The following is a 26,473-nucleotide window of genomic DNA, read 5'->3' as shown; positions in this document are numbered from 1 at the left end:
CAGGCGGCCGGATGGCCGCCTGATGCGTCATGCGTATCATTCAATCCCTTCGAACTGTTCCCGAATGCGTTCCAGCACGGCCTCGGCCTCCTGGGCATCCAGCATCTCACCCTGCTGATCGCGCGCCACCACCCGCACACGCTCATCCACTTCTCCGAGCAGGATGCGGTATTGGGTGTCCCGGCGCAGGGTGGGCGTTTCGTCCCGACCGAACAGGCGGCTCAGGAAGCCACCTTCCCTCTCGCCCCGTTCCGGACGGTAGGTCACGAAGTAGGTGCCGGCGCTGCGGTCCTGATCGTCCACCAGCAGGGAGGCGCGATCCAGCATCACCCCCAACCGACGCCATACGCCCAGGAATCGATCCTGAATCTCCAGCACCGGCTCGCCGTCCATCTGCGTGATCCGCAGCGAGGGGGTCACATCCTGCGCCTCGGCCACCGCCTGCACGGCCCGTTCTTCCTCCGGGCCCAGATAGCTCATGATCTGCACCAGCATACGGGCCTCGGCTTCGGGATCCGCCGGTGCCATCTGCCAGCGCACGTCATCCTGGCTCACCGCCACCTCGCGGGTACTGCGATGACTGACGAAGACCGTAGCGGCCGACTCACCCTCCGGCTCCACCCGCACCCGGAATTGATCCCGCGTGCTGGCATCATAGGAATCCCCGAACACGCGACCAATCAACTGGCGAATGCCACCCTCGATGGGTACGCCAGCCTGCATCTGCATCCATTCGGTCTCCAGCAGCCCCTGACGCGGCTCGTCCCGGGCCAGGGGCACATCCTGCTCGTTGAAGAAGGCGCGCAGACGCGGCCAGAGCTCGTCCGGGGGCATATCCACTTCCAGCCAGCGCACGGGCCCATCACGGAGCACGCGAATTCCCTCCGGAAAGGTCAGCACCTGCTCGCTGAGTGCTCGGGTGTCCCGCGGCGCTTCTTCTACCTGGGTGCCGACATCGCTGGGGGCCTCCCGGGCGCTCACACGGCCGCTCGGGGCTTCCGGGATTCGAAACGCGGGGTCCACCTCCGGCGCCACCAGATCAGGTGGCACTTCCAGCGGGCGTGTTTCACCCCGATTGGCGCTGTCGCGCTCACCCAGCAGGCCACAGCCACTGATCAAAAGGGCACCAGCCAGGACCGGCAGCAGGTGCCGGGGCTTTGGGAATACCGATGATGCTTTCATGAATGCGAGGAACTCAGGGGAATGTGTGCAGCCAGAAGGGCTTCGCGCAAGGGCTCGCGCAGGTGCTCGGACAGGGGCGTCAGGGGCAGGCGGATCCCCGGCGGAATCAGCCCCATCTCATGGAGTGCCCACTTCACCGGGATGGGGTTGGACTCCACGAACAGGGCCTGGTGCAGGCCCCTGACGGGTGCCTCGGCAGCCTCGGCAGCGGCCGGATCACCGGCCAGGGCCGCCTTGCACATCTCATGCATCGCCCGGGGGGCCACATTGGCGGTCACCGAGATGATCCCCCGCCCACCGGCCAGCATGAAGTCCCGGGAGGTGGGATCATCTCCGCTGTAAAGATCCAGCCGGTCGCCACACAACCCGAGCACATCCCGTGCCCGCTGAACATCGCCAGTGGCCTCCTTGAGGCCAATGATGTTGGAAATGCTGGACAGACGCTCCACCGTCTCGGGCAGCAGATCCACCGCCGTGCGGCCGGGCACGTTGTAGAGAATCTGGGCGATGGGCACTGCATCGGCGACGGCCTTGAAGTGGCGGTAAAGCCCTTCCTGGGTGGGCTTGTTGTAGTAGGGCGTCACCAGCAGGCAGGCGTCAGCGCCGGACTGCATGGCCAGGCGGGTGAGCTCAATGGCCTCCGAAGTGGAGTTGGCCCCCGTGCCGGCGATCACCGGTACCCTGCCCTTGGCGAACTCCACCACCTGGCGCACCACCTGACAATGCTCACGCACATCCAGGGTGGCGGACTCACCGGTGGTACCCACAGCGACGATGGCATCCGTGCCATTGTCCACGTGGAACTCCACCAGCGCCTCCAGCGCCGCCTCGGCGAGGGAACCGTCCTCGTTCATGGGCGTGGCCAGAGCCACCATGCTGCCGTGAAACATCGAAACCTCCACACTCGATACAGGCCCACATAGTAATGTCCACCCCCTCCCCCATCAAGCGTGATGGCATGCCTGGCCCGCCAAGCCCCACCACCACGGTGGCTTTACCCACGGGCTCCTTGATAATCTCAGGGATCAGCCGCACCGGACTCCCCCAGGATGCCCCAATCCCCGCGTCACTCCCGTAGTACCCATCTACTCATCTCGGCCATGGGCGAACAACAGCCCGGGCTGCTCGACCACCTCACGCGGGCGATACTCGACAGTGGATGCAGCGTGCAGGACAGTCACATGGCCGTACTGGGGAACGCTTTCACCGCTACCCTGCTGGTCTCCGGCAACTGGAACACCCTCAGCAAGCTGGACGGCGCCCTGGTCACCCTGGCCCGACAGCAGAGCCTGGACGTGCATACCCGACGCACCGGCCCCGGGCAACGGGAAGGGCACAGCCTGCCGTACTCCGTGGACGTCATCGCCCTGGACCAGCCGGGGATCGTTCACCAGTTGGTGGGCTTCTTCTCCTCCCGTGGGGTGACCATCCGCGAGATGAACAGCCAGGCCTACACCGCCGCGCATTCCTCCACCCCCATGTTCACGGCCCACCTGTCCGTGGAGATCCCCGCCACCGAGCACATCGCCTCACTGCGGGAGGATTTTCTGGATCTGTGCGATGAACTGAACCTGGATGGCGTGATCGAACCGATCAAGGGATAACCGCCCCGCCACCCCACGCTCTGGAGGAACAGCCCATGTCCCAGCCCACCCCCCAGGTCGCCGTCGACCAGCCCGTGCCGGATTTCGAGCTGCCCGCCACCGGCCATGACCAGCCGGTGCGCCTGTCGGACCTGCTGGGCGACCGGCACCTGGTGCTGTATTTCTACCCCCGGGACGACACCCCGGGCTGTACCACCGAGGGCAAGGACTTCACCGAACAGTACGCACGCCTGGAACAGGCCGGGGCCCGGGTACTGGGGATCTCGCGGGACTCCCTCAAGTCCCACGACAAGTTCAAATGCAAGTATGGATTCCCCTTTGAGCTGCTATCGGACGAGGACGAACGGGTCTGCGAACTGTTTGGCGTCATGAAACTGAAAAACATGTACGGTAAACAGGTGCGCGGCATCGAGCGTTCCACCTTCCTCATCGACCGCCAGGGTGTGTTGCGCCAGGAATGGCGCAAGGTCAAGGTCCCCGGGCATGTGAACGCAGTCATCGAGGCCCTGGAATCGCTGGACCGGTAACCGGGCTCGCCAGACCGGGACGAAACCAGGGCCTTCCTGTCATCAACTCCTTCCAGGGCGCATCCATGGTAAAGACGGCATGGTGAAAAAAGAGATCCACGGCAAGCGTCTGTTCGTCCTGGACACCAACGTGCTCATGCACGACCCCACCGCCCTGTTCCGCTTCAAGGAACACGACATCTACCTGCCCATGGTGGTACTGGAGGAACTGGACCGGGGCAAGAAGGGCATCTCCGAAGTGGCCCGCAACGTGCGGCAGGTGAGCCGCTTCATTGACGAACTCATGGGCGACGCCCGCCAGGAAGACATTGCCCGCGGCCTGCCCCTGACGGGTGTCGGCTTTGCCGATCAAGCCGACCTCAACGGTCGGGGGAGGCTACTGTTCCAGACCCACGCCATGGCCAGCAGGCTGCCGGATACCCTGCCCGGGAACACCCCCGATCACACCATCCTCGGCACCGCCCTCACCCTGCAGCAGGAGCGCCCTGACCAGTGCGTCACCCTGGTCTCCAAGGACATCAACCTGCGCATCAAGGCCACCGTCCTGGGCATCCATGCGGAGGATTACTACAACGACCAGGTACTGGACGACGTCAACCTGCTCTACGCCGGCACCCACGAGCTGCCCCCGGACTTCTGGGACAGCCACGTCAAGGCCATGGACTCCTGGCAGGAAAGCGGGCGCACCTTCTATCGCATCACCGGCCCCATCACCGAGCAATGGCACCCCAGCCAGTTCCTGTATCGCACCGACGAGCCGACCTTTCTGGCCATGGTCCGTCAGGTGAAGACCAGCACGGCGGTGGTGGAAATGGTCCGGGACTACACCGGACCGCGTCACACGGTGTGGGGCATCAACGCCCGCAACCGGGAGCAGAACTTTGCCCTGAACCTGCTCATGGACCCGGAAGTGGACTTCGTCAGCCTGGTGGGTGCTGCCGGCACGGGCAAGACCCTGCTCACCCTGGCCGCCGGCCTGGCGCAGACCCTGGAGGAGAATCTCTACAAGGAGATCATCATGACCCGGGTAACAGTGCCCGTGGGCGAGGACATCGGCTTTCTACCGGGTACAGAGGAGGAGAAGATGGCCCCCTGGATGGGGGCGCTGATGGATAATCTGGAGGTGCTCACCCAATCCGACAGCGGCGGCGACTGGGGCCGTGCCGCCACGCAGGAACTGCTCAAGAGCCGGGTGAAGATCCGCTCACTGAACTTCATGCGCGGCCGCACCTTCCTCAACCGCTACGTCATCCTGGACGAGGCCCAGAACCTCACCCCCAAGCAGATGAAGACCCTGATCACCCGCGCCGGGCCCGGCACCAAGGTGGTGTGCCTGGGCAATGTGGGCCAGATCGACACCCCCTACCTCACCGAGACCAACTCCGGCCTCACCTTTGTCGTGGACCGCTTCAAGCACTGGGAACACAGCGGCCACATCACCCTGCAGCGCGGCGAACGCTCCCGCCTGGCAGATTTTGCCTCCACGAACTTGTAAGCCAGGCCTTCGCGGGCGAGGCCCGCTCCCACAACCCCCAGAGCTGTCCCGATCAGGCGGCTTCGTCCTGGGCTTCTTCTTCCGGGATGTTCTCGTAGCGGGGCCAGGAGCGGATGACGGCCTGGATCAGGGTGGCCAGCGGGATGGCGAAGAACACCCCCCAAAGGCCCCAGATGCCACCAAAGATCATCACCGCTGCAATGATGGCCACCGGATGCAGGTTGACCACCTCAGAGAACAACAAGGGCACCAGCACATTGCCATCCAGGAACTGGATCACCGCATAGGCGATCAGCACATAAGTGAATTCGCTGCTCACCCCGAACTGGAAATAGGCCACTAGGGCCACCGGAATGGTCACCACCGCAGCCCCCACATAGGGGATGATCACCGACACACCCACCGTGAAGGACAACAGCAGCGCATAGTTCAGGTCAAAGAAGATGAAGGTGAGATAACTGGCCGCCCAGACGATGAGGATTTCGATGAATTTGCCGCGCACGTAGCTGGCGATCTTCAGGTTCACCTCCTGCCACACCTCCGTCGCCAGTGCCCGATCCCGAGGCAGAAAGCCGGTGATCCACCCCAGGATGGCGTCCCTGTCCTTGAGCAGGAAAAACACCATCAGCGGCACAATCACCAGATACACCATGATCGTGGCCACATGCACCGCCGAAGCCAGCGTGATATTCACCATGCGCTGCCCCAGGGCCACCGACTCGGCCCGGATGGAACCCATGATCTCCCGCACCTGCTCCTCGGTGATGAACTGGGGATAACGTTCCGGTAACTGCAGCAGGATGTTCTGCCCCTGGGCCACCATCGTCGGCAACTCACGCACCAACTGGGTGATCTGCTGACTGAGCACCGGCACCACCAGCAACAGCGTGGCCACCAGCACGGTGAGGAACAGCAGAAAGACAATCACAACGGCCGGCATCCGCGGGATACGCCAGTTCTGCAGCTGGCGCACCGCGCCCTCCAGCAGATAGGCAAAGATCACGCTGGCCAGCAGGGGCGCCAACAACTTGCCGGCGAAGATGACGATGGCAAATCCCACCGTGAGCAGGAACGCCAGGATCACCACCTGCGGATCGGAGAAATGCCGGTCATACCAGCGTTTCAGCACCGGAATCATCATTGCCCGCCCTCGCACAACTCACGATAATGACGCGCGAACACTGCCTCCAGGTCATCAATGACCTCCCGTGCCTCGCGCCCCTGGAGCATGTGTTGACTCATCAGCATGGAGGTCTCGTTGAGCAACCGGGCCTTGTCCAGCATGGGGTAGGTACTCGACAGACGCTTCATGGCCTTGATCACTGTCTCCTCTTCCGGCCGCGGTATGGCCTGAGGCTCGGGCACCGGCACATCCTTACGGCCACCACGGGTGGCCAGAAACTCGGCAAAGGCCAGCAGCATTTCCCGTTCCGCGTCGGGCAAATCCCGGTACAACCCCATCAGGCGTTGCTGTGGATCCTTGCGAAGAGGGTTCATTCCAGACACGTTCAAGCAGTTACTCCATCTTCAGGCTGAACACGGGCATCTTGCGACGCTCCTGCATCAGTTGCAGTTCGGTGACCAGCGCCATCACCACCTGGTCAGTGATCTTTTGCATGCCGCTCCACTCCCGCCGGGCCTCCACCAGCAGTTCCGTGATCCCCGGGGGTGGATTGTGCCCCTGCTCCATGATGATGTCTTCCAGCATGCCGGGCTTCATCTCGGGGCGGAACAGCAGACCATAGGTGAGCGGATCCGGCCTCACGGCCAGCCAGCGGCCCTCGTCGTCCACCAGAATGGGCTCCAGCCCGTCGGGCAGGGCGACAGCACCATGATACAGGGTCAGAACCCGCTGGCCATCCAGTGCCTCTGCCAGGGCATCTCCGGCCCCGGCAGAGGTCTTGCGGGCAGTCACAAAGCCGCTGGTATAGGCAGGCTCCATGGCGGCCTTGCCACCAGCCACCTGAGCCACCAGCAGCCCTCCCATTCCCAGGCCCACCACCGGTCGCCGGGCCTTCTGAAAGATGCGGATGAGCTGCAACTCATCCGGCACCTGAGGATTATTGTCCTGATCCGCCGTGGGCCAGGCGCCACCCAACAGCCACAGACCATCGAACTGGCCGGCAGACCCGGGCAGGCCCTGCCCCACAAAGGGTCGATAATAACTGAACCCGATGTCCCGTTTTTCCAGCTGAGTCTCGATCAGGCCGAGAAACTCCGAATAGGTGTGCTGAACAACCGCGTAGTTCTTCATCATCGGCTCCTGGCGCAGATCGCGGGCCAAGGCCCGCTGGATCAGACGCTGACGCTGGATGGGTGTCCGGTGGGGCCCCCGTCGTCGGAGGCCTGCCCGTCACAGTAGTTGCGGGCAAAACTGAGAAGTTCCTCCACGGCCCGCAAACGAAACTTCTGGCGCTGATGTACAAAGGCAAACTGCCGGGTCAGACCGGGCTCCAGAGGAATCCCTTCCAGACGTTTGAGGGCCAGTTCCTTGTCCAGGGTTGCGCGGGAGAGGATGGAGAGCCCCATACCCGCCTCCACGGCCCCCTTGATGGCCTCCGGACTGCCCAGCTCCAGGCACACGGTCAGCGCATTGCGCCCCATCCCCAGCTCGTTCAGGTAATCCGTGATCACCTCCCGGGTGCCAGACCCCTCCTCCCGGCAGATGAACGGATAAGGCAACACCTCCTCCATGGTCACCGACACCTTGCCCGCCAGGGGGTGCCCCGGGGGCACGATCACCACCAGTTGGTCCATCTGGCAGACTTCCACATGCAGATTGCGGTTGGAAACGGGCCCTTCCACCACCCCCAGGTCGATGATGTTGTTCTCCACCATGGAGACGATACCCTCGGAATTGGCCACCTTCAGACGGATGTTCACCTCGGGATGCTTGCGCTTGAAATTGCCCAGCAGTGCGGGAAGCATGTACTCCGCGATGGTGGTGCTCGCTCCCAGGGTGAGGGCCCCGGAGACATCCCCGGTGATCTCGCGGATGGCGTTCTCCATCTCCCCGTAGGCCTCGAAGATGCGCTCGGCATAGCGAAAGGCCGCGCGACCCGCCTCGGTGAGGCTCACCCGGTTGTGGGTACGATCGAACAGCCGGGTGTTGAAATGCTCCTCCAGCTGACGCACCTGGAATGTCACTGCGGGCTGCGTCATGTGCAGGGCCTCGGCCGCCTTGGTGAAGGAGAGCAGCCGGGCCACGGTATAAAACACTTGAAGTCGTCGGTCAGCCATTTTGCAAATTACCTATCGAAGCCTTACGGTGCCCATGGTACTCACTAATGTACCTTGGGGCACTTCATCACCACCACGGGGGAGCCTCCCGCATGAGCAAGGCCTGGAAACAACTGGATCTGGAAGGGGCGGGGCTGCAGACGATGAATGCCCGGCTCACCCGGGAGATGCGTCGACGCCCGCCGGCCTATGGACTGGCGCTGGCCTTTCCCCTGGGGCTGCACCGTTTTTATCTGCGTGAGCCCCTGGGCGGATCGGCCTATGTGGCGCTCTCCCTGCTGACCCTCATCCTATGGACCTGGGGCGGCGGCGCCTGGGCCCTGGTACCGTTGGGCGTGATGCTGGCCGCGGTGGTCTTTGATCTGTTCTGGATGGACGGTTACATCACCCGTTACAACAAGGCCCTGCGCATGCGCCTGTTCCTCAGGCCCGGGCATGAACCGCCCAGGGATTACCGCGGCCGGGTACACAAAACGGGAATGCTGGAAACTTATCAGAAGGAGAAGGAACAGGAGCGGGCCGGCCATCAGCCGGTGAACATGGAGGACCTGCAGGCCAGGGGAACACAGGCCCACGGGGACCCGAGACGCATGCCCTCCTTCAACGAACAGGAGGCCATGCTGCGGGAACTGGCCAAGGCCCGGAAGGCGCACCGAAGCCCGACCCAGAATCGGGAAGACGCCAGCGACGGCGATGAAGGGGGTGGGAAACAGCCCCGGAAATAGGCGGCCATCCCCCGCCGGTCAGGGATCACCGGGACGCCAGACGCCGAAGGCTTCCTGGGGTGATTGCTGAGGCGAGGCAACCTGTTGCGCCTGCTGCTGGCGCACCACATCGTCATGCACGTGACGCATGAACGCCGCCAGCTGCCCGAGAAACTCCTGCCGCTTGGCTTCGGGGATGGGTTGGGAACCCAGCAGGTAACCACTGATGGCCGACATGTACTGCACGGTCACCAGGGGGTCGTGACAACGCTCGTCGTGCTCCACCAGGACATCCTGGAGTTTGTGGACGAGTTCACCGGATAGTTGCAGGGATTCAGACATGGTGCCAAGGATACTCGGGGTGAATTATGCCGGGCAAGATGCTTGAGGCATCAGCCCGGTCTGCGGGCCGTTCGAAAACGGCCCGCAGCGTCGAATTCAGGCGAAACTCAACTGTCCATCCGTCACATCCACCCGGATCACGTCCCCGGGACCGTAGTCCCCCTTGAGGATGCGCTGTGCCAGGGCGTTTTCCAGCTGCTGCTGGATGGCCCGCTTCAGCGGCCGCGCCCCGTACACCGGGTCGAAGCCCGCCTCGCCCAGGCGATCCAGGGCGGCATCGCTCACCTCCAGGGACAGATCCCGCTCCGCCAGCCGCTGGCGCAGATAGTCCAGCTGGATCAGGGTGATGGCGCGGATCTGTTCGCGGCCCAGGGGATGGAAGACCACCACCTCGTCCACCCGGTTGATGAACTCGGGGCGGAAGTGGGTGCCCACCACCTCCATCACCGCCGACTTCATCTGGTCATAGTGCTCCTCGCCGGCCATCTCCTGGATGAGCTGTGAGCCCAGATTGGAGGTCATGACGATCACCGTGTTGCGAAAATCCACGGTGCGCCCGTGGCCGTCGGTGAGCCGGCCATCATCCAGCACCTGCAGCAGCACGTTGAAGACATCCGCGTGGGCCTTCTCCACCTCGTCCAGCAGGATCACCGAGAAGGGCTTGCGGCGCACGGCCTCGGTGAGATAGCCCCCTTCCTCGTAGCCCACATAGCCCGGGGGTGCCCCGATCAGACGGGCCACCGAATGTTTCTCCATGAACTCCGACATGTCGATGCGGATCATGGACTCCTCGGTATCGAACAGGAAATTGGCCAGCGCCTTGGTGAGTTCCGTCTTGCCCACCCCCGTGGGGCCCAGGAACAGGAAGGAGCCGTTGGGCCGATTGGGGTCCGAGAGCCCTGCCCGGGCGCGGCGGATGGCGTTGGAGACGGCCTTGACCGCCTCGTCCTGCCCCACCACACGATGGGTGATGTTTTCCTCCATGCGCAGCAGCTTGTCCCGCTCGCTTTCCAGCATCTTGGAGACGGGGATGCCCGTCCAGCGGGACACCACTTCCGCGATCTCCTCATCGGATACCTTGTTGCGCAGCAGCCGCATCTCCGACATCTCCGCCTGGGCAGCCATCTCCAGGCTGCGCTCCAGGTCCGGGATCTTGCCGTACTGGAGCTCCGACATGCGCCCCAGGTCGCTGGCGCGGCGAGCGGTATCCAGCTCCACCCGGGCCCGCTCCAGTTCCTCCTTGATGGCCGCGGTGCCGGACAGAGCGGCCTTCTCCGACTTCCAGACCTCCTCCTGGTCGGAGTACTCCCGCTCCACCCGATCGATCTCATCCTGCAGGGCCTCCAGGCGCTTGCGGGAGGCCTCGTCGGATTCCTTCTTCAGGGCCTCGCGCTCGATCTTGAGCTGGATGAGGCGCCGCTCCAGGCGGTCCATGCTCTCGGGCTTGGAGTCGATCTCCATGCGGATGCGGCTGGCCGCCTCGTCCACCAGGTCGATGGCCTTGTCCGGCAACTGTCGGTCGGTGATGTAGCGATGGGACAGGGTGGCGGCGGCGACGATGGCCGGGTCGGTGATCTCCACCCCGTGATGCACCTCATAACGCTCCTTGAGGCCACGCAGGATGGCGATGGTGTCCTCCACGTTGGGTTCCTCCACCAGCACCTTCTGGAAGCGCCGCTCGAGGGCCGCATCCTTCTCCACATACTTGCGGTATTCATCCAGGGTGGTGGCGCCGATGCAGTGCAGTTCGCCCCGGGCCAGGGCCGGCTTGAGCATGTTGCCGGCATCCATGGAGCCTTCGGCCTTGCCGGCACCCACCATGGTGTGCAGCTCATCGATGAACAGGATCACCCGCCCCTCCTGCTTGGACAGGTCGCTGAGCACCGCCTTGAGGCGTTCCTCGAAATCCCCGCGGAACTTGGCGCCGGCGATCAGGGCCCCCATGTCCAGGGAGAGCACGCGGCGGTCCTTGAGGCCCTCGGGAACCTCGCCGTTGACGATGCGCTGGGCCAGGCCCTCGACGATGGCGGTCTTGCCCACGCCGGGCTCGCCGATCAGCACCGGGTTGTTCTTGGTGCGCCGCTGCAGCACCTGGATGGTGCGACGGATTTCCTCGTCGCGGCCGATCACCGGATCCAGCTTGCCCTGCTCGGCCCGTTCGGTGAGGTCGATGGTGTATTTCTCCAGGGCCTTGCGCTGGTCCTCGGCATTGGCATCGTCCACTCGCTGACCGCCGCGCAACTGGTCCACCGCCTTGTTCACCGCATCCTTGGTGGCACCGGCCTTGTGCAGCAGGTCCGTGAGGGCCCCCTTGCCTTCCAGGGCGGCGAGGACGAAGAGCTCCGAGGAGATGAACTGATCCTTGCGGGACTGGGCCAGCTTGTCGCACAGGTTGAGCAGTCGCCCCAGATCATTGGAGATGTGCACGTCCCCGCCGGCCCCTTCAACCTGGGGCAGACGTTCCAGGGCCTCACCCAGTTGCGAGCGCAGCAGATTGACGTTCACACCCGCCTGGGACAGCAGCGGCCGCACCGAGCCACCCTCCTGGTCCAGCAGGGCGATCATCAGGTGCACCGGCTCGATCATCTGGTGATCACGGCCCACGGCCAGCGACTGGGCGTCGGCCAGTGCCGTTTGAAACTTGCTGGTGAATTTATCCATGCGCATAGTGGCAAAACCCCTTGGAGATGTGTCAGATTACAACTGTACATGGGGCCACATGCCGGGCCTTTCAAGCACCGCCTTGGCCAAGGGGTGATCTTGGGGCTTCATAACTGATCACCACTTTTCGGAGCCAAAAAAGCGGTGATGGAACATATCGAACTGATTTACGTCATAGCCCTTGGGGTCGGCGCTTCTTACACTGGGCCCGTCTCCTCAAACCTCCCGGATGGGCCGAGGTCATGCTCGCACGGCCGGCCAAGGCAAGCGACCCAGGCCATGACCACTGCAGGCGCCACGTTTTCAGAGGATTACCCGTGTCATCAGCCAGCCAGCATCCGGCATCTCCCGAGCAGTCCATGGGCCAGGACCGCCCGGGGCTGAGTCGTGATGTCGGCCGTGACTGGGCCCGCGAGACCTGGACGCCCGCGCCGCGCCCGGGACTCCCCGCCCCCGCACGATCCCCGCATGAGCGGGCCGTGGGTCAGTTGCTGGACGAGATCAAGAACTGGCGCTTTCGCGAGGGCGAGTTGCTGCACGCAGCCACGCCCGTGCCCGCCGTCGATCCCTTCCACTGGCTGGAGAGCAACCCCGGCGCCTCCCGGTGCCTGTGGCAGAATCGGGAACAGACCCTGACCCTGGCCGGTATCGGTGCCGCGGCGGAACTGAGTGCCGATACCGCCGAGGATTACGATCACCTGCTGGAGCGCATCAACGACATCATCGGCCAGCAGGACACCGCCTTCGTGGGTGGTTTTGCCTTCGATGGCCGCTCCGGCGAGCGGGAATGGCATGAGTTCCCAGCGGCCCGCTTCGTGCTGCCTTCCATCGAGTTGCGCCAATGGGATGGCGGCTTTCGGCTGGCGGTGAACCTGCGCGCCAGCACCCGCCGTGAATTCGTGCGCCGCAAGACCCGGCTGATCGCCGAACTGTGTCGCCTGCGTTTCACGCCGCCCAGGCCGGCGAGCGCCCCCTGGCCCATCCGCGTGACCCGGCGCGTGGATGACATGAGCTTTGACGAGTGCCAGGGACATATCCGGCATATTCTGGAACACATCCAGCAGGGGCGTATTCACAAGGCCGTGCTGGCCCGCCGCGTGGAATTGCAACTCAATGACCCGCTGCCCGGTTTTGCGACCCTCAAACGCTGGCATCACACCAACGGCGGCAGTTTCTGCTTTGCCCTGGAGCATGGGCACAAGCTCTTCATGGGCTGTTCGCCGGAGCGCCTGTTCAGCCGCGAGGATCGTCGGGTGTGCACCGAATCCCTGGCGGGCACCGTGCGCCGCGGCCGCAGCCGACAGGAAGACGCCCAACTGGAGCATACGCTGCTGCGGGATCCCAAGCTGATCCATGAACACGAACTGGTCACCCGCTATGTACGCGATCGCATCGCCCCCTGGGTGACCTGCACCGACTGTCCCACCGAGGCCGGCGTGGTGAAGCTGGATCGCATTCAGCACCGTTACCTGCCCATCCGCGCCACCCTCAGACCCGGTGTGATGGATGATCAACTGCTCAAGGCCCTGCACCCCACCCCCGCGGTCTGTGGCTTCCCGCGCCGGGAGGCCCAGGAACTCATCGCCCGGCGGGAGACCACCCATCGGGGCTGGTACAGCGGCGTGGTGGGGATGATCTCACCACGGCGTTCGGAGTTTGCCGTGGCCATCCGTTCGGCCCTGGTGGAGCGCAATCGGGTGCTGTGCTATTCCGGCGTGGGCATTGTGGAAGGCTCAACACCAGAAGCGGAGTGGAACGAACTGGAGGCCAAGATCGAGTCCTTCCTGGCCGTGCTGGGGTCCTGACGGCGGGGATGCGAGTACCCTTCAGTCACGTCAACGAAGCCTGGGCGAGTCTGATCATGGAGCGCCTGCATGCCCATGGTGTGCGGGATTTCTGTATTGCCCCGGGGAGTCGCAGTGCCCCATTGGCCCTGGCGGCGGCGCGTCTGGGGCAGCGCCGCGGCGACCTCTCCCTGCACACCCATTTCGACGAACGCGGCCTGGGCTTTCTCGCCCTGGGGCTGGCCCGGGCCAGCGGACGGCCCACAGCCCTCATCACCACCTCGGGCACGGCCGTGCCCAACCTGCATCCCGCCCTGGTGGAGGCCTTTCAGACTCACCAGCCGTTGATCGCCCTCACCGCCGACCGCCCACCGGAGTTGATCCACTGTGGTGCCAATCAGGCCATCGAGCAGCCCGGCCTGTTTGCCCTGCATGTGCGCGCGCAACTGAACCTGCCACCGCCAGACACCGCCATCAGCGCCGGCTGGCTGGGCGCGGAACTGGACCAATGCCTGCAGGCACTGCGCGGCGCCGATGGTGGTCCGGTACATATCAATGCCCCGTTTCGCGAGCCCCTGTACGGTACCTCGCAGCTGGCGGACTTCGGCCCCTGGCTGTCGGATCTGCGTCACCCTCCGGACCCGACGCCCGCCCCTGAGGTCATGGCCCTGCCCCGCCTGCATGGCCCGCTGGCGCTGGTGGCAGGGCAGCTGGACACCGATGAGGCCGAGGCGGTGCTGGAACTGGCCCAACGGTCCAACCTACCCGTCCTGGCAGACATTGGCAGCCAGCTCAGGCTGGTCGACCATCCCTGTATCGTGCCCTACCCGGACCTGCTGCCCGCCAGCCCCGATGGCCAGAGGCTACTGGCGGGTCTGAGGCAGGTGATTCAGTTCGGCGGGCGCATCACCAGTAAACGGCTCAACCAGTGGCTGGCCAGGTTTGCAGGCGAATACTGGCTCGTCAGCCCCCATTCCGGCTGCCTGGACCCGGAGCGCCGAGCGATCGCGATCCAGGCGGATATTCCTGCCCTGTGCGCACAGCTGCCCCTGTCCCCGCAGGAGGACACCGGCCTGGTGGCTGCGGCCCGGGCACTCGCTCCGCGCCTGGACGCGGCCACCCGGGCGCCCTTCTCGGAACTGTCGGTGGCCCGACGACTCAGCCAGGAGCTCCCCAAGGACATGGCCCTGTTCCCGGGCAACAGCCTGAGCATCCGGCTGCTGGACGCCGTCGCCGAGCCGGGCCTTGGCCAACGCTGCGTGACCAGTCGAGGCGCTAGCGGCATCGACGGTCTGGTGGCCGCGGCGGCAGGCTTTGCCCGGCACCACCCCGGTGGCCTCACCCTGCTGCTAGGGGATCTGTCCCTGCTGCATGATCTCAACAGCCTGTCCTTGACCCGGGGCAGTCCGTCCCCTCTGGTGATCATCGTGCTCAACAACGACGGTGGCGCGATCTTCAACCTGCTGCCGGCCCAAAGCCAGGGCGAGCACTTCCAGCCTCTGTTCCAGTTGCCCCATGGCCTGGGTTTCCAGCACGCCGCAGCCCAGTTTTGCCTGAACTATGCTGCCCCCAGGGATATCGAGGCCTTTGCCGAGTCCTACCAGGCGGCCTGCCAGCGCCCCGGCGCCACGCTCATCGAACTCACCTTCCCACCCGACCGGGGCAGCCGGGCCCTATCGGGGCTGATCCAGTCCATCCGTGATGATGCAGCCCCCCAGCCCTGAGCCCTCAGGAGCAGCCCTTGTGGGAGCGGCCCCTGGCCGCGAAGGGGGTTGGGGCCATTCGGATGAGGGGGCTTCGATCTTCGCGGGCAAGGCCCGCTCCCACGGGTATTGCTGTGGGTTGGAGGTCATTATCTGATGAGTGCATTCACCCTGGTGCTGTTGCATGGCTTCATGGGCCGCGGAGATGACTGGAAGGCACTGATCAGTCATCTGCCTGCCGGGGTTCAGTGCATCGCCCCCGATCTGCCCGGGCATGGCGACGCCCCCCTGGATCCCATCGGGTCAAACCCGCCATTCGGGGCCTACTGTGAACAGGTCTGGACCGGACTGCATGCACAACTGCCGGAACGGTTCGCCCTGGCCGGGTACTCCATGGGCGGGCGTATAGCCGCCTGGCTGGCCGCCCGACATCCCGAGCGGGTGACAGCACTCGTCCTGGAGGGCGCCCACCCGGGACTCAGCAGCGCCGCCGACCGCCAGGCACGCCTGGACAACGACGAGACCTGGGCCCGACGCCTGGAACAGGGCCCCTGGCCCGATGTGCTGGATGCCTGGTATCGCCAGCCGGTCTTTGCCTCGCTGGACAATGCCCGCCGCCGGGCCTTCATCCAGGCACGCGCCCCCCAGGATCCGCAACGGCTGGCCCATGCACTGCGCGCCGCCAGCCTGGGTCATCAACCCTCGCTGATCCCGGGCGTGGCAGGATTGGACATCCCGCGCACCTTCATCGCCGGGGGCCAGGACGAAAAATTCACCTTCCTGGGCGAGCGCTGGGCCCGGGATTGCCCCGGCCTTGAACTTGTCAAACTGGATGGTCTGGGGCATAACTGCCACGCCGAGGCCCCGGAAACGGTGGCCCGCATCATTCATCGCACCTGCTGCGGCCAGCAGAACGTTACCAAGAGCATTCACAGCCCATGAGTACAGCAAGCACCTCCAGCATCATCCCCGCCGCCGACTGGCAGGATCACAGTGACTCCTTCCAGGATGTCCTCTATCACAAGGCCGAGGGCATCGCGAAGATCACCATCAACCGCCCCCAGGTGCGCAACGCCTTCCGTCCGCTCACCGTCAAGGAGATGCAGCAGGCCCTGGCCGACGCCCGCTTCGACGAGAACATCGGCGTGATCATTCTGACCGGCCAGGGGGATCTGGCCTTCTGTTCCGGCGGCGATCAGCGGGTGCGCGGCGACTCCGGTTACAAGGATGACCAGGGCGTGCACCACCTGAATGTGCTGGACCTGCAGAAGGACATCCGTTCCTGCCCCAAGCCGGTGATCGCCATGATCGCGGGGTATGCCATCGGTGGCGGGCATGTGCTGCATCTGATCTGCGACCTGAGCATCGCCGCCGAGAATGCCCGCTTCGGTCAGACCGGACCCAAAGTGGGTTCCTTCGACGGCGGTTTCGGTGCCAGTTACATGGCCAGCGTGGTGGGCCAGAAAAAGGCCCGGGAGATCTGGTTCCTGTGCCGCCAGTACAACGCTCAGGAGGCCCTGGACATGGGGCTGGTGAACACCGTGGTGCCCCTGGAGCAGCTGGAGCAGGAGACCGTGGCCTGGTGCCGTCAGATCCTGGAGCACTCCCCCATCGCACTGCGCATGCTCAAGTCCGCCTTCAATGCCGGCACCGATGGCCAGGCGGGCATCCAGGAGCTGGCCGGCAATTCCACCATGCTCTTCTACATGACCGAAGAGGGGCAGGAAGGCCGCAATGCCTACCTGGAAAAGCGCAAGCCGGACTTCGGCAAGTTCCGTCGCCAGCCCTGAGTGCTCCCCTCTCTGCATGGTAACTCGCCACTGCGAAAACCCCCTCCCATGCAGGGTGACAGACACAACCCCTGGATCGACCCATGTGGGAGCGGGCCTTGCCCGCGAATGGCGGCGGGCACAGGCCTGAGGGCACCACTCCGCAGCGCATCGCTGGCAGGCCAGCTCCTACAGAGGACAACTCACACAGGGGAGGCAACGCCTACAAATGAACGCCAATTCCAATCAGGCCCTGGCCAGCCTCACCCTCTGGCGCTACCGCCTGCCCCTGCGGGAACCCCTGGCCCTGGGCCCGTGCACCCTGTCCCATCGGGAGGGACTTCTCCTGGAGTGGCAGGGTGAGCAGCAACCGGTGATCTGGTCCGAGATCAGCCCCTTGCCAGGCTTCAGCGGTCATGACCTGGAAAACTGCACTGAGCATTTGAAGCGACTGCTGCAGGCCCCGGGGACACTGAAGGACCGACTGGACCCGGGGCAACCCGGACTTCCTGCCGAAGTGCGTTTCGGCCTGGAGAGCGGCCATCTGCAAGGGTCCACCCCCCTGCCCGATGCCCGCCCACTGCCACGCTGCCGTTTGTTGCGCCACAATGCCGATCTGGAGGTTGCACCGCATGACGCCTGCATCAAGCTCAAGGTGGGCCGAGCATCGGCAGCGGAGGATGCCCGGCGCATTCAGCATGTCAGCCGACAGTTACGGGACGGCCAGCAGCTGCGCCTGGATGCCAACCGCAGCTGGACGCTGGACACCGCCCGGGATCTGAGCCAGCGGATCGATCACCGCCACGTGGCGTTCATCGAAGAACCCCTGCTACCCGGCAGCGACTACGCAGAATGGTTTACCGCCACGGGCCTGCCCCTGGCCTGGGACGAGACCCTGCGGGAAATCCCCCCCGAGGCCGTGGAGGACCACCTGAACACCCCCGGCCTGGCGGCCCTGGTGATCAAGCCCATGCTCACCGGCCTTGGGCGTGCCGAGGGCTGGGTTCGGGCCGCCCGGGCGCGGGGGCTGGGCGTGGTGCTCAGCGCCGCCTACGAGAGCAATCTCACCCTGGATATGTACACCCGCCTGGCGGTCCATTGGGGACTGACGGGTCCCCAGGGTCTGGACACCTTCGATCCCTTCACCCATGCCCTGATCGAACCCATCCGCAGCCAGCCCGAACATGCCGACCGGCCGGTGCTGGGACGTGAGCACCTGCATTGCCTGGGGCACTGGACATGACGCCTGCCGCCAATGACACCCTGCCCTGCCTGCTGGATGAAGCGGCCCGCCGCTGGCCCGGTCAGGCGGCCCTGATCCTTCCCGGGCAGACTCCACTGACGTTTGCCCAATGGTCAGCGCGGGTGACCGAGCGGGCAAGGTCACTCCAGGCCCAGGGGGTGACATCCCTTCAATGGGTTGTCCTCAGCGCGGACCGGAATCCGGAGACCCTGGTGGATATCTTCGCCGTGCTGCGCGCGGGCGCACGCCTGCTGCCGGTGAACCCGGCCCTGCCGTCGGTGGCAGTGGATGCCCTGATGGAGGCGCATGCCCTGGACTGGCGCATTCCCGAACCTGGAGGGGCGGTGGTGGCCGGACCTGGCAGGGTCGATGACCCCGGGCCCCCTCATCCTTCCCCGGCCCCCGTCCGCACTGGGCTGCACGGGCGATTCCCGGCCGATGACGTCCGCACCGGTGTGCTCACCTCCGGCTCCACCGGTCAGCCCAAGGTGGCCATGCACAGCCATGCCAACCACGTGTTCAGCGCCGAAGGGGCCAATCGGGCCATTCCCCTGGGACCGGGAGACCGCTATCTGCTCTCGCTGCCCCTGTTTCATGTGGGCGGACTGGCCATCCTGTTCCGTTGTCTGCTGGGGGGCGCCTCCCTGGTGCTGGGCGGGCGGGCCGAGGATTCGGATCACCTGGCAGCCACCGGCGTGACCCATCTCTCCATGGTGGAGACCCAATTGCAGCGTCTGCTGGCGCAGGCGCGGCCGCTGCCCCGGCTCAAGGCGATCCTGCTGGGCGGGGGCCCCGTGCGACCTTCCCTGCTCGAGGCGGCGCGGGCCCGGGGGCTGCCCTGCTGGATGAGCTACGGGCTCACTGAAATGACTTCCCAGGTGCTGAACCAGGGCCCCGATGGCCGGGTGCGGGTGCTGGATCATCGGCAATGCCGGGTGGACGGCAAGGGCGAGATCCTGGTGCGTGGCGCCACCCTGTTCAAGGGCTATCTGCGGGGCGGGGAAACGGACCCGGGCACCGATGACGACGGGTGGTTCCGTACCCGGGATCTGGGCTGCTGGGATGAGCGGACCCTCAGCATCACCGGGCGCCTGGACAATCAGTTCATCAGCGGTGGCGAGAACATCCAGCCGGAGACGGTGGAGCAGGCCCTGCATCAGCACACGGACGTGCTGCGGGCCGTGGTGGTGCCCTACCCCGACCCGGAGTTCGGGCAACGCCCCGTGGCCTTCCTGGCGGTCCGAGCTCCGGTGGAGACCTGCGTACTGCGTGCCTGGTTGCGGGAGCGGTTACCGCCATACATGGTGCCCGTGGCATTTCAGGCGCTGCCCGCCCAGGCCGGCCTGAAGGTGAGACGGCGGGAACTGGCCCAAAGGGCAGGGGCCATAGGCGCCGAGGTGCTGTATCCTGAGGGTGAGACACCGTGAGAGAGCCGTCCATGTGGAAGCGTCCTGTCGATCTTGATGCCCTCAACGACATCACCCGCGACACCCTGATGCAGTCCCTGGGGATCCGTATCACCCAAATCACCGATGATGCGATCTATGGCACTCTGCCCGTGGATGAGCGCACCCGCCAACCCTTTGGCCTGCTCCATGGCGGCGCCTCGGTGGCCCTGGCCGAGACCTTGGGCAGCGTGGGGGCGTACCTGGCCTCGGCGCCCGAATACATGGCCGTGGGCCTGGAGATCAATGCCAATCACCTGCGACCGGCCCGCCAGGGTGTGGTGACCGGTTGCGCCCGTCCGGTGCACGTGGGCAGTCGCACGCAGGTGTGGGAGATCCGCATCCAGGATGATCAGGACCGGGAGATCTGCATCGCCCGGCTCACCACCATGCTGACGGAGGCACCGGCCGGCAGCAGGAGTGCATGATCCGGGCGCCAGACCGCCTGTGGGAGCGGCCCTTGGCCGCGAAGGGGGGTAGGGTCACCTCTTAGGTGCCTCACTGGCATGGGCTTCGCGGGCGGGGCCCGCTCCCACAAAGGGAGGCTTATCTACCATGGTAATGGGAGGTTTTCATGGCCACAAAAATCGAGCAGGCTCAGGACGGGGGTCACCCGGACGCACGCCCCATCACGCTGGTCTTCGGGGCCAGCGGCTACATCGGCTCCAATCTGGTTCCCCGGCTGCTGGCCTCCGGCAAGGCCCGAGTGCGGGCCTGCTCGCGGCGCCTGAGCGTACTCCAGGCGCGAGGCTGGGACGAAGCCGAGCTGGTGGCCGCCGACGCCCTCAAACCCGAAACACTCGCCCCGGCACTGGAGGGCGTGAGCACGGCCTATTATCTGGTGCACTCCATGGGGGCCGGGAAGTCCTTCGGCCAACTGGATGTTCAGGCGGCCCGCCACTTCGCAAAAGCTGCCGCCGATGCAGGCGTGCAGCGCATCGTCTATCTGGGCGGGCTGGCCCCGGCCTCCGCCCGCAGCGAACACATCGTCTCACGGCGTCAGACCGGGGATGAACTGCGCCGCGGCCCGGTGCCAGTGACCGAATTGCGGGCCGGCATCATCGTGGGCCCCGGCTCCGCCGCCTTCGAGGTGATGCGGGATCTGGTGCTGCACCTGCCGGTGATGATCACACCCAAGTGGGTTTCACGCACCTCACCGCCCATCGCCCTGGACAATCTGCTGGAATACCTGCAGCGGGCGCCCGACGTGCCCGAAGCGGCGGGTCGCATCCTGGACACTGGCGGGCCGGAGTACCTCACTTACGGGCGCATGATGCAGATCCTGGCCGAGGAGGCGGGTCGCAAACCGCCGCTGATCGTTCCCGTCCCCCTGCTGTCACCCAAGCTCTCCTCCTACTGGCTGCGCCTGGTGACCTCCGTGCCCACCTCCATTGCCCGGGCCCTGGTGGAAGGCCTCAAGGAGAACTACGTGGCCGAGGATGAAGAGACCCGACGCCTCATGCCCCAGGACCTGCTGGATTTTCGCAGCGCCGTGCGCGCGGCCTTCGAAGCCGAAGCGGAAAATGCCCTGGCCGCCCGCTGGACCGAGGGCGCGTTCATGTTCCGGGACTACCGGCTGGACTACAGCTATTACGCCAAGACGGCCGGCGGCTCCGCTGTGGCCGATGCGCCCGTGGAGTCGGTCTGGTCCGTGGTGACCGCCATTGGCGGCGGAAACCGGTATTTCGCCTACAACCCGCTGTGGAAGATCCGCGAAGTCACCGACTGGATGCTGGGTGGCCCCGGTCGCAATTACGGCCGTCGCCATCCCACGGAACTACGGGTGGGCGACATGGTGGACTCCTGGCGCGTGGTCGGGCTGGAACCAGGGCGGCGCCTCACCCTGGGCTTCGGCATGCGGGTGCCGGGGGCGGGCGTTCTGGAAATTGATCTGGCGCCGGAGGGGAACGGTACCCGCATCAACGTGACCAACTACTGGCACCCCGCCGGAGTGTGGGGGCTGCTTTACTGGTATGCCATGGCCCCGGCACATCTTTTCGTGTTCACCGGCATGGCTCAGGGCATCGCCCGGCAGGCGGAAACCGCAGCCCGTGCAAGCACTTGACCCCCGGAGCCGTCTTTGACATAACCCTTGCGTCATCGTGCATACTCGGCCGCTACCGCACCACAAGCAAGCCCACGGGGGTAATCACCATGCCGGTCATCGATCACGACATGATCTTCCCGGCGGAACCGGATGAAGTCTTTGCCCTGATCCGCCGGGTGGACGAGTTTCCGCGTTATGCCGACGCGGTGGAGTCGGTCACGCCGCTCAATGACACCACCTACCGTTGGAAGGTCCGGGCCAATGGCATGGTGTTCAGTTGGGATGTGGCCATCGTTGAAGAAGAGCCTCCCCACCGACTGACCTGGAAGTCGCTCAGCGGCATCCGCAACACCGGCCGCTACCGTCTGAGCCCCGTCCCCGGGGGCACGCGGGTGAAACTGTCGATCGAGTATCATCTGCACAATCGTCTGCTGGACAAGACCGTGGGGCGGGCCGCCCGCCCCCTGGTGCATCACATCAGCGGTCAGGCCTTCGAGCGCGTGCGCCGGGCACTGATCGAGGATCAAGCCAAAAACACATCGGCCTAGGCAGGGAACATCGAAACACCCCGGCAAAACTGAAGCCTCTCCGGGCCAAGATCCCAAGGGATACCCCTGAATGGAAAAGCAGCAACGCATCATCCAGATGTTCAATGACATCTCGCCGACCTATGACCGGCTCAACCGCATCCTGAGTTTCGGGGTGGACCGTCGCTGGCGCCGCAATGGCTGCCTGGCGGCCCTCAAGGCCCACGGCCGGCCGGTGAAGCACCTGGTCGACGTGGCCACGGGCACGGGGGACCTGATCCTGTTCTGGCGGGAAGCGGGCAAGGCCAGCGGTACCCCCATCGAACGCGCCACCGGCCTGGACCCCGCCATCGGCATGCTCACCCTTGCCCGCCGCAAGGTGAAGAACGCCGACTTCCAGGAGGCACAGGCCAACGCTCTGCCCCTGGAGGACAACAGCGCCGACATGGTGAGCATCAGCTACGGCATCCGCAACGTGGTGGACGTGGATGGTGCACTGAAGGAGTTCCATCGGGTGCTGGAACCGGGCGGCCATGTCCTCATCCTGGAATTCATGAGTCACCCGGAATCCACCCTCATGGATCGCATGAGCCGCCTGTACATGAACAAGGTACTGCCCAAGGTGGGCGCCATGATCTCCAAGGACAACCAGGCCTACACCTACCTGCCGGAATCCATCCAGGCCTTCTTCAGCACGGAGCAACTGGTGGAAAAACTCGCCACCGCTGGCTTCGAGATCGTGCAGGTCAAGGACGACACCTTCGGCATCTCCACGCGCTTCATCGCCCGCAAGCCGGGCTGAGTGTCCACACCGGCCTGCCTTTCTGAATCACCTCATCACCGATTCAATCATCCACGGAGAATTCGCTCATGCGAGTGGCAATCATCGGGGCCGGCATCAGCGGCCTGAGCACAGCCTTCTACTTCAATCGCTCCAGAAGCGATGCGGAACTGCACATCTTCGAAGCCAACAACCACCTGGGCGGCACGATGCACACGGTGAACAAGGAAGGCTTCCTGTTCGAGGAGGGCGGTAACGGCTTTCTCAGCAACAAGCCGGACATGCTCAAGCTGGTGGAAGACTGCGAGGGCTCGCACCTGCTCATGCGCAGTGAGGACGCCGCCCGCAAGCGCTTCATCTACACCGACGCCATGCATCCCTTCCCCGACAGCCCCGGCAAGTTCCTCAAGTCCGGCCTGCTGACCGCCCCGCAGAAACTGCGCGTGGCCGGCGAGGTGTTCACTCCCGCCAAAAAGGACGACAGTGACGAGACCCTCCAGTCCTTCGGCTATCGCCGCCTCGGCAAGGCCTTCACCGATGTCTTCCTGGATGCCATGACCGCCGGCATTTACGGCACCACCGCCGACCGAGTTTCCGTGCAGGCCGCCTTTCCTCTCGTGGCCTCCCTGGAAAAAGAGCATGGCGGGCTGTTCAAGGGCATGATCAAGCGCCGCAAGCAAAGCGCCGGTCCTGGCGGCGTGCTGATGAGCTTCAAGGGGGGCATGAACACCATCGTCGACCACCTCAAATCCAGGATCAAGGCCCAGTGGCATACAGGACACCCCGTGGACAAGGTCACCGCCACAGAGACCGGCTATCAGCTCGCAGTGGGCGACCAGACACACGATTTCGACCAGGTCATCATGGCAGTCCCCGCCTACGCGGCGGCCCCCATGCTCTCCGACCTGGATCCTGAATTGTCTCGTCAGCTGGATGCACTGGACTATTCACCGATCGCTGTCGTCGGCTTCGGCTGGAAGGAACTGGATCACCCGCTGGACGGCTTCGGCCTTCTCACCACCGCCAAGGCGCCGCTGCCTTTCCTGGGCGTACTCTGGGATAGCAGCATCTTCCCTGATCGGGCACCCAAAGGCATGAAGAGCATTCGCGTCATGCTCGGTGGCCAGCGCGCGCCCCACAAGGTCTACCAGGATCCCGAGACCCTCATCCAGGAATCCCGCGAGGGGCTGGTCAAAGCCCTGGGCATCGACAAGGCCCCGGACGCCACCATCGTGAAACGCTGGCCCAAGGGTCTGCCCGGCTACCCGGTGGGGCATATCGCCGCAGTGGATCGCATCATGGAACGCGCCGGCCAGCACCGAGGCCTGCACCTGACAGGCAACGCCTTCCGTGGCATCGCCATGAACGACTGCGTCCGCAATGGTCGCCTCACCGCCGAGACAGCGGCTCTGGTAGGTCGAGCCACCTAATCGGCGGGCACGAGGCCTGAAGCGCCGGGGCGGGTGAAGCCGTTGGCGGGTGTCGGCCGCAGGGAAGCGGCTGCCAAGCCTACAGGGAGGTATTCACGGCGTCCCGCCAACGGCTTTACCCGCCCCGACGCCGCCCCTGCCCTCTCCGAGCCACCCGACGCCGCTTCGGGGCCCACTGAGCCTCCCGCGCAGCGCCCCCAGGCTTTGGGCATCCCCGAACGCCGGGCAAAAAAAAACCCCGACCGTTTGACCGATCGGGGTTTTCAGGATAAGAGCCTGGCAGTGACCTACTCTCGCATGGGGAAGCCCCACACTACCATCGGCGCTGAGCAGTTTCACTTCCGAGTTCGAGATGGGATCGGGTGGTTCCTACTCGCCATGGCCGCCAGGCAAACTGGGTGTGATCCATTTCAATCAATGGGATCACCAATTCAGGAAAGTTCCAGGTGTTGTCATGTTGCTGTGATGACCGCACACCCTCAAACTGCTTGGGTGTTATATGGTCAAGCCTCACGGGCAATTAGTACGGGTTAGCTTCACACATTACTGCGCTTTCACACCCCGCCTATCAACGTTGTCGTCTTCAACGGCCCTTCAGGGGCATCAAGTGCCCAGGGAGATCTCATCTTGAGGAAGGCTTCCCGCTTAGATGCTTTCAGCGGTTATCCCGTCCGTACTTAGCTACCCGGCAATGCCACTGGCGTGACAACCGGAACACCAGAGGTACGTCCACTCCGGTCCTCTCGTACTAGGAGCAGATCCTCTCAAATCTCCGACGCCCACGGCAGATAGGGACCGAACTGTCTCACGACGTTCTAAACCCAGCTCGCGTACCACTTTAAATGGCGAACAGCCATACCCTTGGGACCTGCTTCAGCCCCAGGATGTGATGAGCCGACATCGAGGTGCCAAACACCGCCGTCGATATGGACTCTTGGGCGGTATCAGCCTGTTATCCCCGGAGTACCTTTTATCCGTTGAGCGATGGCCCTTCCATACAGAACCACCGGATCACTAAGACCTGCTTTCGCACCTGCTCGACGTGTCTGTCTCGCAGTCAAGCACCCTTACGCCTTTGCACGCACTGCGCGATGTCCGACCGCGCTGAGGGTACCTTCGCGCTCCTCCGTTACTCTTTGGGAGGAGACCGCCCCAGTCAAACTACCCACCACACACGGTCCCTGTCCTGGATTACAGGACGAGGTTAGAACTCCAAACATGCCAGGGTGGTATTTCAAGGTTGGCTCCACCGAAACTAGCGTTCCGGCTTCAAAGCCTCCCACCTATCCTACACAAGCAGGTTCAAAGTTCAGTGTGAAGCTGTAGTAAAGGTTCACGGGGTCTTTCCGTCTAGCCGCGGGTACACTGCATCTTCACAGCGATTTCAATTTCACTGAGTCTCGGGTGGAGACAGTGCCGCCATCGTTACGCCATTCGTGCAGGTCGGAACTTACCCGACAAGGAATTTCGCTACCTTAGGACCGTTATAGTTACGGCCGCCGTTTACCGGGGCTTCGATCAAGAGCTTCGCTTACGCTAACCCCATCAATTAACCTTCCGGCACCGGGCAGGCGTCACACCCTATACGTCCTCTTTCGAGTTTGCAGAGTGCTGTGTTTTTAATAAACAGTCGCAGCGGCCTGGTCTCTGCGGCCCCCAGCAGCTCCAGGTGCAAGACCCTTCACCACCAGAGGCGTACCTTCTCCCGAAGTTACGGTACCATTTTGCCTAGTTCCTTCACCCGAGTTCTCTCAAGCGCCTTGGGATTCTCACCCTGCCCACCTGTGTCGGTTTCGGGTACGGTCACTTCATACCTGAAGCTTAGAGGCTTTTCTTGGAAGCTTGGCATCGACCACTTCGCTCCACATGGGAGCTCGTCATCACGTCTCAGAATTGTGCCACCGGATTTGCCTGGAAGCACTCCCTACACGTTTAAACCGGACACCAACTGCCGGCTGATCTAGCCTACTCCGTCCCCCCATCGCAGTA

At 64.4% G+C, this 26,473-nt stretch carries 23 protein-coding genes and 2 rRNA genes (1 of these 25 only partly in view); 15 read left to right on the top strand and 10 right to left on the bottom strand.

Annotated features, from left to right (window positions below; translation table 11 throughout):
• Positions 1 to 36 precede the first annotated feature (36 nt).
• On the bottom strand, positions 37 to 1,182 hold the full coding sequence (gene bamC, locus ECTHA_RS0108900; RefSeq protein ID WP_025280694.1) for an outer membrane protein assembly factor BamC: 1,146 nt from the start codon (positions 1,180 to 1,182) through the stop codon (positions 37 to 39).
• Entirely contained in the window at positions 1,179 to 2,072 is an 894-nt protein-coding gene (gene dapA / locus ECTHA_RS0108895; protein ID WP_025280693.1) for a 4-hydroxy-tetrahydrodipicolinate synthase, read from the bottom strand. Before dapA ends, bamC begins: the two co-directional genes overlap by 4 nt.
• Before the next feature lie 159 nt (positions 2,073 to 2,231).
• Here dapA and ECTHA_RS0108890 point away from each other — a divergent pair, with 159 nt between their 5' ends.
• From ECTHA_RS0108890 to ECTHA_RS0108880, 3 genes are all read left to right on the top strand, one after another.
• The gene (locus ECTHA_RS0108890; protein ID WP_025280692.1) at positions 2,232 to 2,786 is read left to right on the top strand and encodes a glycine cleavage system transcriptional repressor; all 555 of its coding nucleotides are present in this window, start codon (positions 2,232 to 2,234) and stop codon (positions 2,784 to 2,786) included.
• Positions 2,787 to 2,821: 35 nt separating this feature from the next.
• Positions 2,822 to 3,313 carry a peroxiredoxin gene (locus ECTHA_RS0108885; protein ID WP_025280691.1) on the top strand — a complete coding sequence of 164 codons (492 nt, stop codon included), beginning with the start codon at positions 2,822 to 2,824 and terminating at the stop codon, positions 3,311 to 3,313.
• 79 nt (positions 3,314 to 3,392) lie between these two features.
• Complete coding sequence (locus tag ECTHA_RS0108880) at positions 3,393 to 4,808, top strand: PhoH family protein (protein WP_025280690.1); 1,416 nt, start codon at positions 3,393 to 3,395, stop codon at positions 4,806 to 4,808.
• Between the two features lie 52 nt (positions 4,809 to 4,860).
• Here ECTHA_RS0108880 and ECTHA_RS0108875 read toward each other — a convergent pair whose 3' ends face one another.
• From ECTHA_RS0108875 to ECTHA_RS17785, 4 genes are read right to left on the bottom strand one after another with little or no spacing between them, the layout of a single operon-like run.
• Positions 4,861 to 5,946: an AI-2E family transporter gene (locus ECTHA_RS0108875; RefSeq protein ID WP_025280689.1), complete on the bottom strand. Its 1,086-nt coding sequence runs from the start codon at positions 5,944 to 5,946 to the stop codon at positions 4,861 to 4,863.
• Entirely contained in the window at positions 5,946 to 6,305 is a 360-nt protein-coding gene (locus ECTHA_RS0108870; RefSeq protein ID WP_025280688.1) for a Crp/Fnr family transcriptional regulator, read from the bottom strand. Before ECTHA_RS0108870 ends, ECTHA_RS0108875 begins: the two co-directional genes overlap by 1 nt.
• 19 nt (positions 6,306 to 6,324) lie before the next feature.
• Complete coding sequence (locus ECTHA_RS0108865; protein ID WP_025280687.1) at positions 6,325 to 7,062, bottom strand: type 1 glutamine amidotransferase; 738 nt, start codon at positions 7,060 to 7,062, stop codon at positions 6,325 to 6,327.
• A 41-nt stretch (positions 7,063 to 7,103) separates the two neighbouring features.
• Positions 7,104 to 8,048, bottom strand: a complete 945-nt coding sequence (locus ECTHA_RS17785; RefSeq protein WP_025280686.1) for a LysR family transcriptional regulator — start codon at positions 8,046 to 8,048, stop codon at positions 7,104 to 7,106.
• Between the two features lie 92 nt (positions 8,049 to 8,140).
• Here ECTHA_RS17785 and ECTHA_RS0108855 point away from each other — a divergent pair, with 92 nt between their 5' ends.
• Positions 8,141 to 8,773, top strand: a complete 633-nt coding sequence (locus ECTHA_RS0108855; RefSeq protein ID WP_025280685.1) for a TM2 domain-containing protein — start codon at positions 8,141 to 8,143, stop codon at positions 8,771 to 8,773.
• An 18-nt stretch (positions 8,774 to 8,791) separates the two neighbouring features.
• On the opposite strand, the gene ECTHA_RS0108850 is transcribed toward ECTHA_RS0108855, so the two are convergent.
• Together ECTHA_RS0108850 and clpB are read right to left on the bottom strand one after the other, a co-directional pair.
• Entirely contained in the window at positions 8,792 to 9,094 is a 303-nt protein-coding gene (locus tag ECTHA_RS0108850; protein WP_025280684.1) for a hypothetical protein, read from the bottom strand.
• Between the two features lie 96 nt (positions 9,095 to 9,190).
• The gene (clpB, locus tag ECTHA_RS0108845) at positions 9,191 to 11,755 is read right to left on the bottom strand and encodes an ATP-dependent chaperone ClpB (RefSeq protein ID WP_025280683.1); all 2,565 of its coding nucleotides are present in this window, start codon (positions 11,753 to 11,755) and stop codon (positions 9,191 to 9,193) included.
• Positions 11,756 to 12,072: 317 nt separating this feature from the next.
• Between clpB and ECTHA_RS17780 the strand changes: the two genes are divergently transcribed.
• From ECTHA_RS17780 to hemG, 11 genes are all read left to right on the top strand, one after another.
• Entirely contained in the window at positions 12,073 to 13,560 is a 1,488-nt protein-coding gene (locus ECTHA_RS17780; protein ID WP_238625403.1) for an isochorismate synthase, read from the top strand.
• 8 nt (positions 13,561 to 13,568) lie between these two features.
• Complete coding sequence (menD, locus tag ECTHA_RS0108835) at positions 13,569 to 15,263, top strand: 2-succinyl-5-enolpyruvyl-6-hydroxy-3-cyclohexene-1-carboxylic-acid synthase (protein ID WP_026623659.1); 1,695 nt, start codon at positions 13,569 to 13,571, stop codon at positions 15,261 to 15,263.
• 135 nt (positions 15,264 to 15,398) lie between these two features.
• On the top strand, positions 15,399 to 16,184 hold the full coding sequence (menH, locus tag ECTHA_RS0108830; RefSeq protein ID WP_025280681.1) for a 2-succinyl-6-hydroxy-2,4-cyclohexadiene-1-carboxylate synthase: 786 nt from the start codon (positions 15,399 to 15,401) through the stop codon (positions 16,182 to 16,184).
• The gene (menB, locus tag ECTHA_RS0108825) at positions 16,181 to 17,032 is read left to right on the top strand and encodes a 1,4-dihydroxy-2-naphthoyl-CoA synthase (protein ID WP_025280680.1); all 852 of its coding nucleotides are present in this window, start codon (positions 16,181 to 16,183) and stop codon (positions 17,030 to 17,032) included. The genes menH and menB overlap by 4 nt, the downstream gene beginning before the upstream one ends.
• Before the next feature lie 208 nt (positions 17,033 to 17,240).
• Positions 17,241 to 18,254 carry an o-succinylbenzoate synthase gene (menC, locus tag ECTHA_RS0108820; protein ID WP_025280679.1) on the top strand — a complete coding sequence of 338 codons (1,014 nt, stop codon included), beginning with the start codon at positions 17,241 to 17,243 and terminating at the stop codon, positions 18,252 to 18,254.
• Positions 18,251 to 19,681 carry an o-succinylbenzoate--CoA ligase gene (menE, locus tag ECTHA_RS17775; protein WP_025280678.1) on the top strand — a complete coding sequence of 477 codons (1,431 nt, stop codon included), beginning with the start codon at positions 18,251 to 18,253 and terminating at the stop codon, positions 19,679 to 19,681. Before menC ends, menE begins: the two co-directional genes overlap by 4 nt.
• A gap of 11 nt (positions 19,682 to 19,692) precedes the next feature.
• Positions 19,693 to 20,127 (top strand): hotdog fold thioesterase, encoded by a 435-nt coding sequence (locus ECTHA_RS0108810; protein WP_025280677.1) that lies wholly within the window; start codon positions 19,693 to 19,695, stop codon positions 20,125 to 20,127.
• Between the two features lie 146 nt (positions 20,128 to 20,273).
• Positions 20,274 to 21,764, top strand: coding sequence for a DUF2867 domain-containing protein (locus ECTHA_RS0108805; protein WP_025280676.1), 1,491 nt, complete (start codon positions 20,274 to 20,276; stop codon positions 21,762 to 21,764).
• 89 nt (positions 21,765 to 21,853) lie between these two features.
• Positions 21,854 to 22,294 carry an SRPBCC family protein gene (locus ECTHA_RS17770; protein WP_025280675.1) on the top strand — a complete coding sequence of 147 codons (441 nt, stop codon included), beginning with the start codon at positions 21,854 to 21,856 and terminating at the stop codon, positions 22,292 to 22,294.
• A 70-nt stretch (positions 22,295 to 22,364) separates the two neighbouring features.
• Complete coding sequence (gene ubiE, locus ECTHA_RS0108795; RefSeq protein ID WP_025280674.1) at positions 22,365 to 23,075, top strand: bifunctional demethylmenaquinone methyltransferase/2-methoxy-6-polyprenyl-1,4-benzoquinol methylase UbiE; 711 nt, start codon at positions 22,365 to 22,367, stop codon at positions 23,073 to 23,075.
• 68 nt (positions 23,076 to 23,143) lie between these two features.
• Positions 23,144 to 24,484 (top strand): protoporphyrinogen oxidase, encoded by a 1,341-nt coding sequence (gene hemG / locus ECTHA_RS0108790; protein ID WP_025280673.1) that lies wholly within the window; start codon positions 23,144 to 23,146, stop codon positions 24,482 to 24,484.
• 274 nt (positions 24,485 to 24,758) lie between these two features.
• On the opposite strand, the gene rrf is transcribed toward hemG, so the two are convergent.
• Together rrf and ECTHA_RS0108780 are read right to left on the bottom strand one after the other, a co-directional pair.
• Positions 24,759 to 24,874 (bottom strand): 5S ribosomal RNA (rrf, locus tag ECTHA_RS0108785).
• Positions 24,875 to 24,983: 109 nt separating this feature from the next.
• Positions 24,984 to 26,473, bottom strand: a 23S ribosomal RNA gene (locus tag ECTHA_RS0108780) (it continues 1,397 nt past the right edge of the window).

The sequence above is a fragment of the Ectothiorhodospira haloalkaliphila ATCC 51935 genome (genome assembly GCF_000633935.1).
GTDB classification, from domain to species: Bacteria; Pseudomonadota; Gammaproteobacteria; order Ectothiorhodospirales; family Ectothiorhodospiraceae; genus Ectothiorhodospira; species Ectothiorhodospira haloalkaliphila.
This window is presented reverse-complemented; position numbering and strand designations above follow the sequence as displayed.